Origin of the sequence: Nocardioides sp. LHG3406-4, assembly GCF_049897745.1 — a bacterium.
In the GTDB taxonomy this organism is placed as follows: domain Bacteria; phylum Actinomycetota; class Actinomycetes; order Propionibacteriales; family Nocardioidaceae; genus Nocardioides.
Genome location: NZ_JAFCWV010000001.1, coordinates 881,998 through 897,016, shown reverse-complemented (window position 1 = coordinate 897,016; position 15,019 = coordinate 881,998). Strand labels below are relative to the sequence as shown.

Here is a 15,019-nt window from a genome sequence, read left to right as displayed (position 1 = left end):
CCGCTCGACATCCACAGGCGGGCGAGATCGGGTGCTTTCCACAGCCCGCACCTCGAGGCCGGCCACGTGTCCGTCCGCCGCGGAAGTCTGCTCGACGACGGCCGCAACGGGCGGCCACACGAGAGGAGTCAGACATGCAGTTCTCGCGACTGGCGAGCCCGCGGGCGGGCGACGAGCGGGGCATCACCACTGCGGAGTACGCCGTCGGCACAGCCGCAGGGGCCGGCCTCGCCGGGGTGCTCTACAAGCTGGTCACCGGAGGCTTCGGCGACCAGATGCTGCGATCTCTGTTCGACCACGTGTTCAACATGCTGGGCCTGGGGTGAGCCGTCCGCGGGGCGAGCGGGGCGCGGTCACGGCCGAGCTGGCCATGGGACTGCCGCTGCTGCTCGCCCTCACGGTCGGCCTCGCGTGGCTGCTGGGCGTCGGCACCGCCCAGGTCCGCGCCGTCGACGCTGCCCGGGAGTCCGCGCGGGCACTCGCCCGCGGCGACTCCGAGGCCGAGGCCGTCGCGCTCGGCCGGGCGGTGGCCCCGGCCGGCGCGAGGATCTCGATCGGCACCGACGGCGGGCGGGTGGTCGTGCGGGTCCGGGCCACGGTCACGGGGCCGGGCGGGCTCTTCGAGGCGTTGCCGTCGGCCGAGGTCGACGCCGAGGCAGTGACCCTGGTCGAGGGATCGTCATGAGTCGCGACGAGCGCGGCTCGGCGAGCGTGCTGGTGGTGACGGTGGCGGGCGTCCTGGTGCTGGTGGCGCTGGCGCTCAGCGCCGTGGCCGGCATGATCGGCGCGCACCGGCGTGCGCAGAGCGCGGCCGACCTAGCCGCTCTCGCTGCCGCGGATGCGCTGAGCCGGGGCGGCGACGGCTGTGTCGTGGCCGGGGCGGTGGCTCAAGCCAACGGTGCCGCGCTCGCCTCGTGCCGGGTCGAGGGCGCCGACGTGTGGGTGGAGGTCCGGGTCCGCGGTCCGGACTGGCGCGGCGCCGGCCGCGACCACGTCGCTCGGGCCCGGGCTGGGCCGTAGGAGGTCAGCTGGTGCGCTCGTCGGGGCCGCGCTCCGCCCTGCGCTCAGCCTCGACCTCCTCGAGCTTGGTGGAGAGCTGATTGAGCTTCTTGCGCTCGCGGCGGTGCTCGATGCCCCGCCTGGTTCCCCACTTGAGGATGGAGTAGCCCCACAGGATCGCGGCCCCGGCAGCCACGCCCACCAGGAAGATCGCCAGCGAGCTCATGTCGATGCCCAGCAGCTCGGCCGTTCCCTCGCTCACGAAGATGGCCGACAGGATCGCGATCGCGCCGAGGATGATGAGCAGCAGTCCGAGGATGACCATGGCGGCAGGCTACTGCGGCGCGCCGCTCAGCAGAACATCCAGCAGGATGACCGCGCCCTGCTTGTCGAGCGGGTTGTTCTGGTTGCCGCACTTGGGCGACTGCACGCACGACGGGCACCCCGTGTCGCAGGCACACGACGAGATGGCCTCGCGGGTCGCGCGCAGCCACGATGCGGCTGCGTGGAAGCCGCGCTCGGCGAACCCCGCGCCACCAGGGTGGCCGTCGTGCACGAACACCGTCAGCTCGCCGGTGTCCGGGTGCCTGGCGGTGGAGACGCCGCCGATGTCCCAGCGGTCGCATGTCGCGAAGAGCGGCAGCAGCCCGATGCTGCAGTGCTCGGCCGCGTGGGCCGACCCGGGCAGGTCGGCGGTGGCCAGGCCGGACTCCTCGAGGGCCCGGTCGGGCACGGTCCACCAGACGGCGGTCGTACGCAGGGTCCGGGCGGGCAGGTCCAGTGGCTCCTCGCCCATCACCTCGCCGCCGGGCTGGCGACGGCGCAGGAACGACACGACCTGGTGGGTCACGTCGACGTCGCCGAGGCTGAGCCGGCACTCGCCCCACCGCCGGTGGTCACGGGTGTCGGCGATGGAGATCTCGGTGACCTCGCGAGCCGTCGTCGAGTACGCCGGCTCGGCACGCGAGATGGTGGCCACGTTCTCGTCGAGGTCGAGCTCCTCGACGACGTAGGTCTCGCCCCGGTGCACGTAGACCGCCCCGGGATGAGCCGTGCCGTGCGCGCTGCCGGCATCGACGGTGCCGACCACCCGGCCGGTCTCGCCCTCGACGAGCTGCACGGGTGACCCACCTGCCGAGCGGATGTCGGTGAGGTCGCTCGCGCGACGCCGGTCGGTCCAGTACCAACCCTGGTGCCGCCGACGAAGCAGCCCGGCCTCGGTCACGGCGTCGAGCGTCGAGCGCGCACGCGGCCCGAACAACGGCAGGTCGGCCTCCGTCAGTGGCTCCTCGGCTGCCGCCGCACACAGGTGCGGGGCGAGGACGTAGGGGTTGTCGGGGTCGAAGACCGACGCCTCCACGGGGGCGCCGAAGAGCGCCTCCGGGTGGGTGACGAGATAGGTGTCGAGCGGATCGTCGCGGGCCACGAGCAGGGCGAGTGCGTCCTGGGCGCCGCGCCCGGCCCGGCCGATCTGCTGCCACATCGCCGCCCGGGTGCCGGGGAAGCCCGCCATCAGCACGGCGTCGAGACCGCTGATGTCGATGCCGAGCTCGAGGGCGTTGGTGGCCGCCAGGCCGGTCAGCTCTCCTCGGCGCAGGGAGGCCTCGATGGCACGCCGTTCCTCGGGCAGGTAGCCGCCGCGGTACGCCGCGACCTTCCCGGGCAGGGACGGGTCAACGTCGGCCAGCGCCTCGGCTGCGTTCAGCGCCACCTGCTCGGCACCCCGTCGCGACCGGATGAAGGCGAGGGTGCGGATGTCCTCGGCCACCAGGTCTGCCAGCAGGTCGGCCGTCTCCGACGAGGCGGCCCGACGCACCGGGGCGCCGTTCTCGCCGGCGTACGACGTGAACGGCGGCTCCCACAGCCCGACCGCGACCTGCCCTCGAGGGGAGTGGTCGGCGGTCAGGGCCAGGACGTCGAGGCCCGTGAGCCGGCTCGCGAAGACCTCCGGCTCGGCGACCGTGGCCGAGAGCAGCACGAACGTCGGGGAGGCGCCGTACATCGCGCAGATCCGGCGCAGGCGCCGGAGCACGTGCGCGACGTGCGCCCCGAAGACGCCGCGGTAGTGGTGGCACTCGTCGACGACGACGTACTCCAGCTTGGCGAAGAAGCGCGCCCACCTGGCATGCCCGGGCAGCAGCGACCGGTGGAGCATGTCGGGGTTGGTGAGGATGTACTCGCCGTGGTCACGCGCCCACTCGCGTTGCTCACGGGTGCTGTCGCCGTCGTGCGTCGTGACCCACGCGCCGGTGCGCAGGTCGAGCAGTCCCGCGAGCTGGTCCTGGGCCAGCGCCTTGGTGGGCGAGAGGTAGAGCACCGTCGCGCCCCGCTCGTCGCGCGCGCCGCGCCGGTCGAGCACGGTCGACAGCGCGGGCAGCTGGTAGGCGAGCGACTTGCCCGACGCGGTGCCGGTGGCGAGCACGACGTGCTGCCCGGCGTACGCCGCGTCGGCGGCGGCGGCCTGGTGCTGCCACGGAGTCGAGACGCCGCGTGCCTCGAAGGCGGCGCGCACCACCGGATGGGTCCACGACGGCCACGGGACGCTGGACGACACGCGCGGGGTGAGGATTTCGAGATGGGTGAGTCGGTCCTCGCGCCCGGGCACCGCGCTCAGGCGGCGGATGACGTCGCCCACGACGCGGGGTGGTCGTGGATCCGGGCTCGGCACATGTGGCAGTGTGGCAAACGGCGGGGACGTTTCACCGAGCCGTGTGGGTGGTACGCCTGCACGAGCGACCCGGTCGTGGTTTGATATTTTCCGGCACACTCGGGGGAGACGGGGCCCCCGAGTTCTGAATGGCCCTGGCACCACCGCCTGAGGAGCACGACGTGGACCTGACTCTTGAGACGCGCGAGGCCGACGGCAAAACCGTCGTCGCCGTCGGGGGCGAGATCGACGTCTACACCGCGCCCAAACTGCGCGACAAGATCACCGAGCTGGTCGGCGAGGGCGTCTACGACCTCGTGGTCGACCTGTCCGCCGTCGAGTTCCTCGACTCGACCGGCCTCGGTGTGCTCGTGGGCGGGCTCAAGAAGGTCCGTGCTCACGACGGCTCGCTGACCCTGGTGTGCAACCAGGACCGGTTGCTCAAGATCTTCCGGATCACCGGCCTGGCCAAGGTGTTCGTCATCCACGACGACGCCGCCAGCGCGCTCGCCAGCGCCTGACTCCAGCACCCGAGCCTGCGCCCGAGCCACTCTCCCGGCGGGTGGCCGTGCCGTCGTACGCCGGCTCGTCACGCGGAATCCGGGAGGTGACCCAGATCACCCCACTGCGTGATTCCGGTCACCCTTGCGTAGACTCCGGCTCGATTCGCACACCCTGACTCATCCCATGGAGGACGCACATGACCGGGATCCTTCCCGCCGTCGTGGAGCCGGACCTCACTGGAGGCAATCTCACCCTGGTGATCATCGTCGCCCTGATCGCGCTCGGCGCGCTCGGTATGGCAGCGATGTTCAGGTCCCAGGTGTTGGCCGCCGGTGAAGGCACCGACAACATGAAGAACATCGCCCAAGCCGTCCAGGAGGGCGCCAACGCCTACCTGACGCGGCAGTTCCGGACTCTCGGCATCTTCGCAGTCATTGCCTTCTTCGCCCTGCTCGTGCTCCCGGCAGACGACGCCGCCGTGCGGATCTTCCGCTCCGTCTTCTTCATCCTCGGTGCGGGCTTCTCGGCCACCGTCGGCTACCTCGGCATGAACCTCGCGGTGCGCGCCAACCTCCGGGTCGCCGCCGCAGCGGAGACCACCGGGCGCGAGCCCGCGATGACGATCGGCCTGCGCACCGGCGCCATGGTGGGCATGCTGACCGTCGGCCTGGGCCTGCTCGGCGCCAGCCTCGTCGTGCTGTTCTTCCAGGACGAGGCCCCGCACGTGCTCGAGGGCTTCGGCTTCGGTGCCGCGCTGCTCGCCATGTTCATGCGCGTCGGCGGCGGCATCTTCACCAAGGCCGCCGACGTCGGTGCCGACCTGGTCGGCAAGGTCGAGCAGGGCATCCCCGAGGACGACCCGCGCAACGCCGCGACCATCGCCGACAACGTGGGCGACAACGTCGGCGACTGCGCCGGCATGGCCGCCGACCTCTTCGAGTCCTACGCCGTCACGCTGGTCGCCGCGCTGATCCTCGGGTCGCAGGCGTTCGGCGACAAGGGCCTGGTGTTCCCGCTGCTGATCCCCGCGATCGGTGCGCTCACCGCCGTGGCCGGTGTCTACCTCACCAAGCCCAAGGCCGGCGAGAACGGCCTGAAGACCATCAACCGGTCGTTCTACCTGTCGTCGGGCATCGCCGCCGTCGCCAGCGTGGTGCTCGCCTACGTCTACCTGCCGAGCAGCTTCGCCGACTTCACCAACATCGCCGGCGACCTCTCCGGCGCCGAGGGCGACCCGCGATTCATCGCCGCCGCCGCCGTCGTCATCGGCATCGTGATGTCGGCCGGCATCCTGGCGCTCACCGGCTACTACACCGGCACCGAGCACCGCCCCGTCAAGGACGTCGGCAAGACCTCGCTCACCGGCGCGGCGACCGTCATCCTCTCCGGCCTCTCGGTCGGCTTCGAGTCGGCGGTCTACACGACGCTCGTCATCGGCACCGCGGTCTTCGGCGCCTACCTGCTCGGTGGTGCCGCACTCACGGTGTCGCTGTTCGCGGTCGCGCTCGCGGGCTGTGGCCTGCTGACCACGGTCGGCGTCATCGTCGCCATGGACACCTTCGGCCCGGTCTCCGACAACGCTCAGGGCATCGCCGAGATGTCGGGCGACGTCAGCCCGGAGGGCGCGCAGATCCTCACCGAGCTGGACGCCGTCGGCAACACCACGAAGGCGATCACCAAGGGCATCGCGATCGCGACGGCCGTGCTCGCCGCGACCGCGCTGTTCGGCTCCTACGCGACGTCTGTCTTCGAGTCGCTCGCGGACGCCAACGTGGGCGTCGACGAGGCCTACCTGCTCGACTTCAGCGTCTTCAACCCCGCTGTCATCGTCGGCGTCCTCCTCGGTGCGGCCGTGGTGTTCCTCTTCTCGGGCCTGGCGATCAACGCCGTCGCCCGGGCAGCAGGCGCCGTGGTCTTCGAGGTACGCCGCCAGTTCCGCGAGATCCCCGGGATCATGGAGGGCACGGGTCGGCCGGAGTACGGCAAGGTCGTCGACATCGTCACCAAGGACTCCCTGCGCGAGCTGATCACGCCGGGCATCCTGGCGGTCCTGGCGCCGATCGCCGTCGGGTTCGGACTCGGCGTGACGGCGCTGGCTGGCTTCCTCGCGGGTGCCATCGGCACCGGCACCCTGATGGCCGTCTTCCTGGCCAACGCCGGTGGCGCCTGGGACAACGCCAAGAAGCTCGTCGAGGACGGCAACCACGGCGGCAAGGGCTCGCCGGCCCACGAGGCCACGGTCATCGGCGACACCGTCGGCGACCCGTTCAAGGACACCGCCGGCCCGGCCATCAACCCGCTCATCAAGGTGATGAACCTGGTGTCGCTGCTCATCGCGAGCGCCGTCGTCTCGATGAGCGTGGGCGACGACCAGAACGACGGGCTGCGCATCGTCATCGCCGTCGTGGCGGTCGCGATCATCGTGGCAGCGGTCTACATCTCCAAGCAGCGTGCGGTCGCGATCAGCGACGACCAGCCTGTGGACTCGTCCACAGCCTGATCCAGCACGTCGAACGGCGCCCGGGGCCACCCCGGGCGCCGTTCGCGCATTTGGCAGGATGCCCGGATGGAGCGGATGGCACTGATCTCGGACGTGCACGGCAACCTCACCGCCCTCGAGGCGGTGCTGGCCGACATCGACCGCCGCGGCATCACCAGGGTCCTCAACCTCGGCGACTACGTCGGCAAGGGCCCGCGCGGGCGCGAGGTGGTCGAGCTGTGCCGGCAGCGGTGCGAGGTGAATCTCCTGGGCAACTGGGACGACTTCCTGCCCGACCCAGCCCGCACCTACGACAACGAGGCGCTGCAGTGGTGGCTGGCGCAGCTGGCGCCGGGCCAGGGTGAGTGGCTGCGCGCGCTGCCGTTCTGCCACGACTTCTGGCTGAGTGGCCGCCGGGTGCGCCTCTTCCACGCCTCCGAGGAGACCGTGCACCGCCGGGTGCGCTACGTGCGCACGCAGGAGGAGTTCGAGGGGCTCTTCGCCAACACCGCGGCCACCATCGACGCAGTGGGGGAGGGCCCCGTACCCGACCTGATCGGGTACGCCGACACGCACGACCCGCTCTACGAGTGCCAGCTCGAGGGGCGCACCACGTTCAACACCGGCGCCGTCGGCAACTGCATGGGCGACCCCACCCCGATGTACTGCATCCTCGAGGGCGAGGTCGGCTCGCAGGAGAAGGCACCCTGGTCGGTGTCGTTCGCGAGGGTGCCCTACGACGTCGAGGCGGAGCTGGCCGTGGCGCGGGAGATGGGCCTGCCGCACTACGACGGGTACGAGCTCGAGCTGCGGCACGGCATCTACCGCGGAGCGCTCGACGAGTGGCGCGCCGGCACCCGGCCCGACGACTACCACGAGCGCACGCTGTGACGACGCTGCCGGCGAGGCTGCGCGCCGCCCTGGTCGCCGCGGGCTTCACCTACGACGGGGTCGCCGCGGTGCTGGGACCGCTCGCGCACGCCGCGCTCGGTCGCAACGAGACGACGCCCGGACTCCGAGCCACGACCGGCGGCTCCCCGGTCGAGACGCTGACCCGGCTGTTCCTGCTGCAGACGACGGTCTCCGGCGCCGACGCCGAGCGCGCCCTGCCGGGGCTGCTCGACGAGCTCGGCGCCGAGGGCTTCATCGAGCGCTCGGCGGGGGAGGTGGCCGCGCGCCTCGACGTACGCCCCTACGCCGCGCCGTACGACGACGACCCGGGCGACCTGTGGATCGTGAGCGACCTGACCCCCGGCCTCGACGGCGCGGGCAACCGCGTCGGCGCAGACCACGTGCTGGGCATCAGCCCGGCCTCGACGAGCCTGGCGCAGCAGACGCTGCGCGCCCCGGTCGGCCGGTCGCTCGACCTCGGCACCGGCTGCGGTGTGCAGGGCCTGCACCTGGCCCGGCACAGCGTGGCCGTCGTGGCCACCGACGTCAATGCGCGAGCGCTGTGGATGACCCGCTTCAACGCGGAGCTCAACGAGGTCGACAACATCGACGTGCGCGCGGGCTCGTTCTTCGAGCCCGTGGCAGGCGAGACGTTCGACCTGATCGCCACCAACCCGCCGTTCGTGATCTCACCGGCCACCGGCGAGCAACTGGTCTACCGCGACAGCGGCCTGCCCGGTGACCGGGTGGTCGAGCACATCGTGCGCACGGCGCCGAGCATGCTCGCGCCCGGCGGCTGGTGCCAGGTGCTGGCCAACTGGGCGATCTTGCGCGACCTGCCCTGGGAGGAGCGGCTCGGCGCGTGGGTCGACGAGTCGTGCGAGGCGTTCGTCGTGCAGCGCGAGGTGCTCGACCCGGCGGCGTACGTCGAGCTGTGGCTCAAGGATGCCGGGCTGCACGGCGCGCCGGGCTACGGCGGCCGCTACGACAGCTGGCTGGGCTGGTTCGACGAGCAGGGCATCGAGGGTGTCGGCTTCGGCTGGGTCAACCTGCGAAAGTCCGCCACCGGCCCGAGCGACTTCCTGGAGTGGCGCTACGACGTCGAGCAGCCGATCGCGCCAGCCATCGCGGAGTGGGCCCGGGCGCGGGACCTGCTGGCCGGCACTCCCGACCTGGCGGCGGCCACGCTCCTCGCTCGGGTCGACGTCCGCCAGGAGTCGGCCGGGGCCCCGGGGGCCGACGACCCCGAGACGATCGTCGTACGCCAGCAGCGCGGCCTGCGCCGCGCCCGCCAGGTCGACACCGTCGAGGCGGCGGTGCTGGGCGCCTGCGACGGCGATCTGACGATCGGCCAGATCCTGGACGCCGTGGCGCAGCTGCTCGAGCGCGACGAGGCGGAGCTCCGGGCGACGTACCTCCCGGTCGTCGCCGAGCTCGTGCGCGAGGGCTTCCTGACTGGGTAGTCCGGTGCAAACCAGGGCTTGGAGAGGGTCGTGAGCCCTGATTTGCCCCGGACTAACCCCCTCACGGGGACGGGTGAGGGCGGCGGAGGAGAGCCGGCAGCCGGGCGGCCCCGGGCGCCTGGTCGGTCGCGGCCAGGTAGTCGCCGGGGTTGGAGATGCGGCAACGCTGCAGTGAGAAGCAGCCGCAGCCGATGCAGGAGTCGAGCCCGTCGCGGAGGCTCTCGAGCGCGGCGATCTGCTCGTCAAGGCGGGAGCGCCAGTGCCGGGAGATGCGGTGCCAGTCGGCCTTGGTCGGCACCCGGCCACCGGGCAGCTGGTCGAGCTCGGTGCGGATCTCGTCGAGGGTGAGGCCGATGTTGGCGGCGGCCCGGATGAAGGCCAGCCGGCGCAGCACGCTGCGCTCAAACTGCCGCCGGCCGCCCGGGGTGCGCGTCGCGGTGATCAGTCCCTCTGCCTCGTAGAAGCGCAGCGCCGACGCGGCGAAGCCGCTACGGCGGGTCACGTCGCCCATGGACATCAGGTCGCGTGGATCCATCTGGCTCCATCCCTTGAACTCAAGTTCACTTGAACTATAACAATCGTTTCATGACCCCCATCAGTGAATCCAGGACAGCCCTCGTCACGGGCGGATCGTCCGGGCTGGGCCGTGCTCTCGTGCACGCGTTGACCGATCGGGGCTGGACCGTCCTCACCGATGCACGGGGGGCCACCCGACTCGTCGACGCCGTGGCCGGGACAGGGGCTCACCCGCTGCCCGGCGACCTCATCGACCCCGATCACCGCGCCGAGCTGGCTGCCTGGGTCGACGACCGGGCCGGCCTCGACCTGCTGGTCCTCAACGCCAGCACCCTCGGCCCGCTGCCCATGCACCCGCTGGCCCAGCTCTCACCGCCGTCCCTGGCGGCGATCTTCGAGACCAACGCGCTGGCTCCGCTCGAGCTCGCGGTGTCGCTGCTGCCCGCACTCCGGTCGCGCGCCGGCGTGGTGGTCACGCTCTCCTCCGACGCCGCGGTCGGCCACTACCCGACGTGGGGCGGGTACGGCGCCTCGAAGGCGGCGCTCGACCACCTGGTGCTCACCCTGGGCGCCGAGACCGGAGTCGCGACCTACGCGCTCGACCCGGGCGACATGCGGACGCCGATGCACCAGGACGCGTTCCCGGGAGAGGACATCACCGACCGGCCGTGGCCCGAGACGGTGGTGCCGCACCTGCTGGCGCTGGTCCATGCCCGGCCGGCGCCGGGCCGCTACCTGGCAGCCGACATCGCCGTCCCGGCCGAGGCGACCCGGTGACCGTCCTCACCGAGCATCCGGCGACGCGGTTCCCCATGCCCGAGGAGGCGACTGCCCCGGCGCCGCCGGAGGCCCGCGGCCTCGCTCGCGACCAGGTGCGGCTCCTGGTCGCCCGCCCCGACGGGGTGGTGCACGCCCGCTTCCGCGACCTGCCCCGGCACCTCGAGCCGGGCGACCTGGTCGTCGTCAACACCTCCGCGACGGTCCCGGCGGAGGCCGACGCCACCCTGGGCGGGCGCGCGGTCGTCGTACACGTCGCGAGCCGGCTCGAGGACGGCTTCTGGGTCGTCGAGCTGCGTACGGCGCCCGACGCGGCCCGCGCGATCCTCGATGCCCGGCCGGGCGACCGGGTGGCGAGCGGGCCGGTCGAGCTCGAGCTGCTCGCGGCCTACCCGCACGAGGGCTCCTCGCCCACCGGCACCGGCAGCCGGCTGTGGCGGGCCTTCGCGCACGGCGACCTGAGAAGCCACCTGGACGGCGCCGGCCGGCCGATCGCCTACGGCTACCTCGACCGCCGCTACCCGCTCTCGGCCTACCAGTCGGTGTTCGCGTCCGAGCCCGGCAGCGCAGAGATGGCCTCGGCCGGGCGCCCGTTCACCCACGCCCTGCTCACTCGGCTCATCGCCCGCGGCGTCGGCGTCGCGCCGATCACGCTGCACACCGGCGTCTCCTCGCAGGAGGTGGGCGAGGGGCCGCAACCGGAGTGGTTCGACGTGCCGGCCGCCACCGCGCGGATGGTCGACTCCACCCGCGCGGCCGGGGGCCGGGTCGTGGCGGTCGGCACCACCGTCACCCGGGCCCTCGAGTCCGCGGTCGGCCAGGACGGTCGCATCGGCCCGGCGCGGGGCTGGACCGAGCGCATCGTCACGCCCGCCGACCCGCCTCGCGTCGTCGACGGGCTCGTCACCGGCTGGCACGATCCCCAGGCCTCCCACCTGTTGCTCGTGGAGGCGGTCGCCGGCCCGCCGCTCACCCAGGCGGCGTACGACGCGGCGGTCGCCCGGCACTACCGCTGGCACGAGTTCGGCGACTCCGCCCTGCTGCTTCCCTGACTGGCCCACCCGGTGGCCCACCCGATGGCCCACAGGATGGCCGCCGGAATGGCCCAGCAGGGCGCCCCGGTGGCGGGAACAGTCGCACGCGCTACCGTGTTCGGCCGAGGCGGTGAAACATCCCCCACCGCCCGGCGCGAGCAGCAAGGATCACACGTGGCACACAAGTTGGTGATCGTCGAGTCCCCGGCCAAGGCCAGGACCATCGGCGGGTACCTCGGCCCCGACTACGTCGTGGAGTCGTCGATCGGTCACATCCGGGACCTCCCGCAGAGTGCCGCGGACACCCCGGCGTCGATCAAGGACAAGCCGTGGGGCCGGCTGGCGGTCGACGTCGAGAACGGCTTCGAGCCCTACTACGTCGTGCCGCGTGACAAGAAGGCGCACATCTCCAAGCTCAAGTCGCTGCTCAAGGACGCCGACGAGCTCTACCTCGCCACCGACGAGGACCGCGAGGGGGAGGCGATCGCCTGGCACCTCCTCGACGAGCTGAAGCCGAAGAACATCCCGGTGCACCGGATGGTCTTCCACGAGATCACCAAGCCGGCGATCCTGGCCGCGGTCGCGAACCCGCGCCAGATCAACGACGACCTCGTCGAGGCGCAGGAGGCACGGCGCATCCTCGACCGCCTGTACGGCTACGAGGTCTCGCCGGTGCTGTGGAAGAAGGTCATGTCGGGCCTCTCGGCGGGTCGCGTGCAGTCGGTCGCCACCCGGCTCGTGGTCGACCGCGAGCGCACCCGGATGAAGTTCAAGGTCGCGTCGTATTGGGACCTCGAGGGCACCTTCGACGCCGGCTCCGGCCACGAGCAGCGGATGTTCCCCGCCAAGCTGCACTCCGTCGACGGGGCCCGCGTCGCCCGCGGCGCCGACTTCGCCCAGGACGGCACGCTGTCGGCGAAGAAGGAGGTCGTGCACCTCGACCGGCCGCGGGCCGAGGCCCTGGTCTCGGCGCTCACCGACACGACGTACGACGTCCGCTCCGTCGAGTCGAAGCCCTACAAGCGCTCGCCGTACGCCCCGTTCCGCACCACCACCCTCCAGCAGGAGGCCGGCCGCAAGCTCGGCATGACGGCGTCGGTGGCGATGTCGGTCGCGCAGCGCCTCTACGAGAACGGCTTCATCACCTACATGCGCACCGACTCCACGACGCTGTCGTCGGCGGCGGTCGGGGCGGCGCGTGACCAGATCCGCGAGCTGTACGGCGCGGAGTACGTCCCCGACAGCCCGCGCGTGCACACCTCCAAGGTGAAGAACGCGCAGGAGGCCCACGAGGCGATCCGCCCGGCCGGAGACACCTTCCGGACGCCCGCGCAGACGGGGCTGACCGGTGAGCAGTTCCGCCTCTACGAGCTGATCTGGATGCGCACCGTCGCCTCCCAGATGAAGGACGCCGTCGGCCAGAGCGTGTCGGTGCGCATCGGCGGCACAGCCTCCACGGGCGAGGACGTCGTCTTCTCCGCGAGCGGCCGGGTGATCACCTTCCACGGCTTCCTCAAGGCGTACGTCGAGGGCCGCGACGATGCGAAGGACAGCGACGACACCGAGACCCGGCTCCCGCAGCTCGTCGAGGGCGCCGCTGTCTCCGCCGCGTCGATCGCGGCCAACGGCCACGAGACCAAGCCGCCCGCGAGGTACACCGAGGCCACCTTGATCAAGGAGCTCGAGGACCGCGAGATCGGCCGGCCGTCGACGTACGCCTCGATCATCAAGACGATCATCGACCGCGGCTACGTATACAAGAAGGGCACGGCCTTGGTGCCGGCCTGGATCGCCTTCTCGGTGATCCGGCTGCTCGAGGAGCACTTCCCCCGGCACATCTCCTACGAGTTCACCGCCGGCATGGAGGACGTCCTCGACGACATCGCCCAAGGCAGGCGTGACCGGGCGACCGAGCTCGGGGAGTTCTACTACGGCTCCGAGACCGTCACCGGGCTGCACCCGCTGGTCACCGGCCTCGGCGACATCGACGCGCGCGAGCTGGCGACGTTCCCGGTCGGCGAGCCCGACGACGCCATCTCGTTGCGGGTGGGCCGTTACGGGCCCTACCTCGAGGGCCCCGACGACGACGGCAACCCGGCCGGCAAGCGGGCCAACGTGCCCGACGACCTCCCGCCCGACGAGCTGACGGTCGCCAAGGCGCGCGAGCTGCTCGCCAACCCGGCGGGTGAGGAGACGCCGCTGGGCGAGCACCCGCAGACCGGGCTCCAGGTGGTCGCCAAGAACGGCCGCTTCGGGCCGTACGTCACCGAGGTGCTGCCCGAGGACGCGCCGAAGTCGGCCCGGCCCCGCACCGGCTCCCTGTTCAAGTCGATGACGCTCGACACGATCACGCTCGAGGACGCCGTCAAGCTGCTCGAGCTGCCCCGGGTCGTCGGCGAGGCCCCCGACGGTGAGGAGATCACCGCGCAGAACGGTCGCTACGGGCCCTACCTCAAGAAGGGCACCGACTCGCGCACCATCGCCTCCGAGGAGCAGCTGCTCACGATCACCCTCGACGAGGCGCTGGCGATCTACGCCCAGCCCAAGCAGCGCGGCCGCGGGGCCGCGGCGGCGCCGCTGAAGGAGCTCGGCAACGACCCGGTCTCGGGCCAGCCGGTGGTCGTGAAGGCGGGTCGGTTCGGCGAGTACGTCACCGACGGCGAGTACAACGCCACGCTCCGCAAGGAGGACTCCGTCGAGGCGATCACCATCGAGCGCGCCGCCGAGCTGCTCGCCGAGCGCCGCGCCAGGGGGCCGGCGAAGAAGACCGCCAAGCGCGGGGCCAAGAAGGCGCCGGCCAAGAAGACGGCGAAGAAGGCCACCGCGAAGAAGGCGACCGCGAAGAAGTCCACCACCAAGAAGTCCGCGGCGAAGAAGGCTCCGGCCAAGAAGGGTTGATCACGATGAGGTCGCTCGGTGACCCCGAGGTGGCGGTCGCGGCGGCCGAGGCCGGTGCCGCCGTCGTACGCCGGAAGTACGGCGAGGTGCACACCTACCTCGCGAAGTCGGCGACCGACTTCGCGACCGACGCCGACATCGAGGCCGAGCAGGCCATCCTCGACCTGCTGCGAGACGCCCGGCCCGACGACGGCTTCGTGGGCGAGGAGTCCGGCACCAGCGGACCCCCCTCCGACCGGACCTGGCTGGTCGACCCCCTCTGCGGGACGCTCAACTTCGCAGCCCGGACGCCGCTCGTCGCGGTCAACGTGGCGCTGCGCGAAGGCGCCGACGTCCACGTCGCCGCAGCGGCGGAGCCGTTCTCGGGCGAAATCTTCTGGACCGACGGGCGCAGCGCCCGGGTTCGGCGGGAGGGCGGCGACGAGCAGCTGGTGCCGTCACCGGTGACGCGTCTCGTCGACATCAACCTCGACGGGCGAGCCTCGCGCGCCCTCGGCCTGTTGGCCGATGGGGAGTTCCGCGCAAGGTTCGGTCCGCGGGTCCTGTCGACCTCGCTAGGCCTGGCCTGGGTGGCCGCCGGGCGGCGCGCGGCGTACGTCACTGAGGGCACCGTGCGCGACAGCGTGCACTTCGCCGCCGGCATCGCTCTCTGCGAGGCGGCGGGGTGCGTCGTCACCGATCTCGACGGCGGGCCGCTGCGTGCCGGTGCGGGACTGCTCGCCGCCGCCGACGGCTACACGCACTCCGCCCTGCTCGCGATTCTGGACCGCAGCCACGTCACGACCAGGACCGTCGGCACCCGACCGTAGGG

The 15,019-nt window shown here is 72.0% G+C and carries 14 protein-coding genes; 11 read left to right on the top strand and 3 right to left on the bottom strand.

Annotation, left to right across the window (positions count from 1 at the left end; genetic code table 11):
- The first annotated feature begins 134 nt into the window (after positions 1-134).
- The 3 genes from ACP7BP_RS04365 to ACP7BP_RS04355 are packed head-to-tail and all read left to right on the top strand — an operon-like array spanning position 135 to position 1,020.
- Positions 135-326: a DUF4244 domain-containing protein gene (locus ACP7BP_RS04365; RefSeq protein ID WP_426242845.1), complete on the top strand. Its 192-nt coding sequence runs from the start codon at positions 135-137 to the stop codon at positions 324-326.
- Positions 323-685 (top strand): TadE family type IV pilus minor pilin, encoded by a 363-nt coding sequence (locus ACP7BP_RS04360; RefSeq protein ID WP_426242843.1) that lies wholly within the window; start codon positions 323-325, stop codon positions 683-685. Before ACP7BP_RS04365 ends, ACP7BP_RS04360 begins: the two co-directional genes overlap by 4 nt.
- Positions 682-1,020: an Rv3654c family TadE-like protein gene (locus ACP7BP_RS04355; protein WP_426242841.1), complete on the top strand. Its 339-nt coding sequence runs from the start codon at positions 682-684 to the stop codon at positions 1,018-1,020. Before ACP7BP_RS04360 ends, ACP7BP_RS04355 begins: the two co-directional genes overlap by 4 nt.
- A gap of 4 nt (positions 1,021-1,024) precedes the next feature.
- Here the strand turns inward: ACP7BP_RS04355 and ACP7BP_RS04350 are convergent, their stop codons facing one another.
- Positions 1,025-1,324 (bottom strand): hypothetical protein, encoded by a 300-nt coding sequence (locus tag ACP7BP_RS04350; protein ID WP_426242839.1) that lies wholly within the window; start codon positions 1,322-1,324, stop codon positions 1,025-1,027.
- Positions 1,325-1,333: 9 nt separating this feature from the next.
- Positions 1,334-3,634, bottom strand: coding sequence for a DEAD/DEAH box helicase (locus tag ACP7BP_RS04345; RefSeq protein WP_426242837.1), 2,301 nt, complete (start codon positions 3,632-3,634; stop codon positions 1,334-1,336).
- A gap of 194 nt (positions 3,635-3,828) precedes the next feature.
- Between ACP7BP_RS04345 and ACP7BP_RS04340 the strand changes: the two genes are divergently transcribed.
- From ACP7BP_RS04340 to ACP7BP_RS04325, 4 genes are all read left to right on the top strand, one after another.
- Positions 3,829-4,167, top strand: a complete 339-nt coding sequence (locus ACP7BP_RS04340; protein ID WP_426242835.1) for an STAS domain-containing protein — start codon at positions 3,829-3,831, stop codon at positions 4,165-4,167.
- Between the two features lie 179 nt (positions 4,168-4,346).
- Positions 4,347-6,650, top strand: coding sequence for a sodium-translocating pyrophosphatase (locus ACP7BP_RS04335; protein WP_426242834.1), 2,304 nt, complete (start codon positions 4,347-4,349; stop codon positions 6,648-6,650).
- Between the two features lie 66 nt (positions 6,651-6,716).
- Positions 6,717-7,520, top strand: a complete 804-nt coding sequence (locus ACP7BP_RS04330) for a metallophosphoesterase family protein (RefSeq protein ID WP_426242832.1) — start codon at positions 6,717-6,719, stop codon at positions 7,518-7,520.
- Positions 7,517-8,983 (top strand): DUF7059 domain-containing protein, encoded by a 1,467-nt coding sequence (locus ACP7BP_RS04325; protein WP_426242830.1) that lies wholly within the window; start codon positions 7,517-7,519, stop codon positions 8,981-8,983. Before ACP7BP_RS04330 ends, ACP7BP_RS04325 begins: the two co-directional genes overlap by 4 nt.
- A 61-nt stretch (positions 8,984-9,044) precedes the next feature.
- Here ACP7BP_RS04325 and soxR read toward each other — a convergent pair whose 3' ends face one another.
- On the bottom strand, positions 9,045-9,518 hold the full coding sequence (soxR, locus tag ACP7BP_RS04320) for a redox-sensitive transcriptional activator SoxR (protein ID WP_426242828.1): 474 nt from the start codon (positions 9,516-9,518) through the stop codon (positions 9,045-9,047).
- A 50-nt stretch (positions 9,519-9,568) separates the two neighbouring features.
- Here soxR and ACP7BP_RS04315 point away from each other — a divergent pair, with 50 nt between their 5' ends.
- The 4 genes from ACP7BP_RS04315 to ACP7BP_RS04300 all read left to right on the top strand — a co-directional run bounded on the left by ACP7BP_RS04315 (position 9,569) and on the right by ACP7BP_RS04300 (position 15,017).
- Positions 9,569-10,276, top strand: a complete 708-nt coding sequence (locus tag ACP7BP_RS04315; RefSeq protein WP_426242826.1) for an SDR family NAD(P)-dependent oxidoreductase — start codon at positions 9,569-9,571, stop codon at positions 10,274-10,276.
- Positions 10,273-11,328: an S-adenosylmethionine:tRNA ribosyltransferase-isomerase gene (locus tag ACP7BP_RS04310; RefSeq protein WP_426242824.1), complete on the top strand. Its 1,056-nt coding sequence runs from the start codon at positions 10,273-10,275 to the stop codon at positions 11,326-11,328. The genes ACP7BP_RS04315 and ACP7BP_RS04310 overlap by 4 nt, the downstream gene beginning before the upstream one ends.
- A gap of 156 nt (positions 11,329-11,484) precedes the next feature.
- A complete protein-coding gene (gene topA / locus ACP7BP_RS04305) occupies positions 11,485-14,208 on the top strand; it encodes a type I DNA topoisomerase (RefSeq protein WP_426242822.1) in 2,724 nt (907 codons plus the stop codon).
- A gap of 5 nt (positions 14,209-14,213) precedes the next feature.
- Positions 14,214-15,017, top strand: coding sequence for an inositol monophosphatase family protein (locus tag ACP7BP_RS04300; protein WP_426242820.1), 804 nt, complete (start codon positions 14,214-14,216; stop codon positions 15,015-15,017).
- Positions 15,018-15,019 lie beyond the last annotated feature (2 nt).

Excerpts from the sequence above, each read along its gene's own strand:
- ACP7BP_RS04365 (WP_426242845.1), top strand. The coding sequence starts at position 135 with ATGCAGTTCTCGCGACTGGCGAGCCCGCGGGCGGGCGACGAGCGGGGC.
- ACP7BP_RS04355 (WP_426242841.1), top strand. The coding sequence starts at position 682 with ATGAGTCGCGACGAGCGCGGCTCGGCGAGCGTGCTGGTGGTGACGGTG.
- ACP7BP_RS04350 (WP_426242839.1), bottom strand. The coding sequence starts at position 1,324 with ATGGTCATCCTCGGACTGCTGCTCATCATCCTCGGCGCGATCGCGATC.
- ACP7BP_RS04335 (WP_426242834.1), top strand. The coding sequence starts at position 4,347 with ATGACCGGGATCCTTCCCGCCGTCGTGGAGCCGGACCTCACTGGAGGC.
- ACP7BP_RS04330 (WP_426242832.1), top strand. The coding sequence starts at position 6,717 with ATGGAGCGGATGGCACTGATCTCGGACGTGCACGGCAACCTCACCGCC.
- soxR (WP_426242828.1), bottom strand. The coding sequence starts at position 9,518 with ATGGATCCACGCGACCTGATGTCCATGGGCGACGTGACCCGCCGTAGC.
- ACP7BP_RS04315 (WP_426242826.1), top strand. The coding sequence starts at position 9,569 with ATGACCCCCATCAGTGAATCCAGGACAGCCCTCGTCACGGGCGGATCG.
- ACP7BP_RS04300 (WP_426242820.1), top strand. The coding sequence starts at position 14,214 with ATGAGGTCGCTCGGTGACCCCGAGGTGGCGGTCGCGGCGGCCGAGGCC.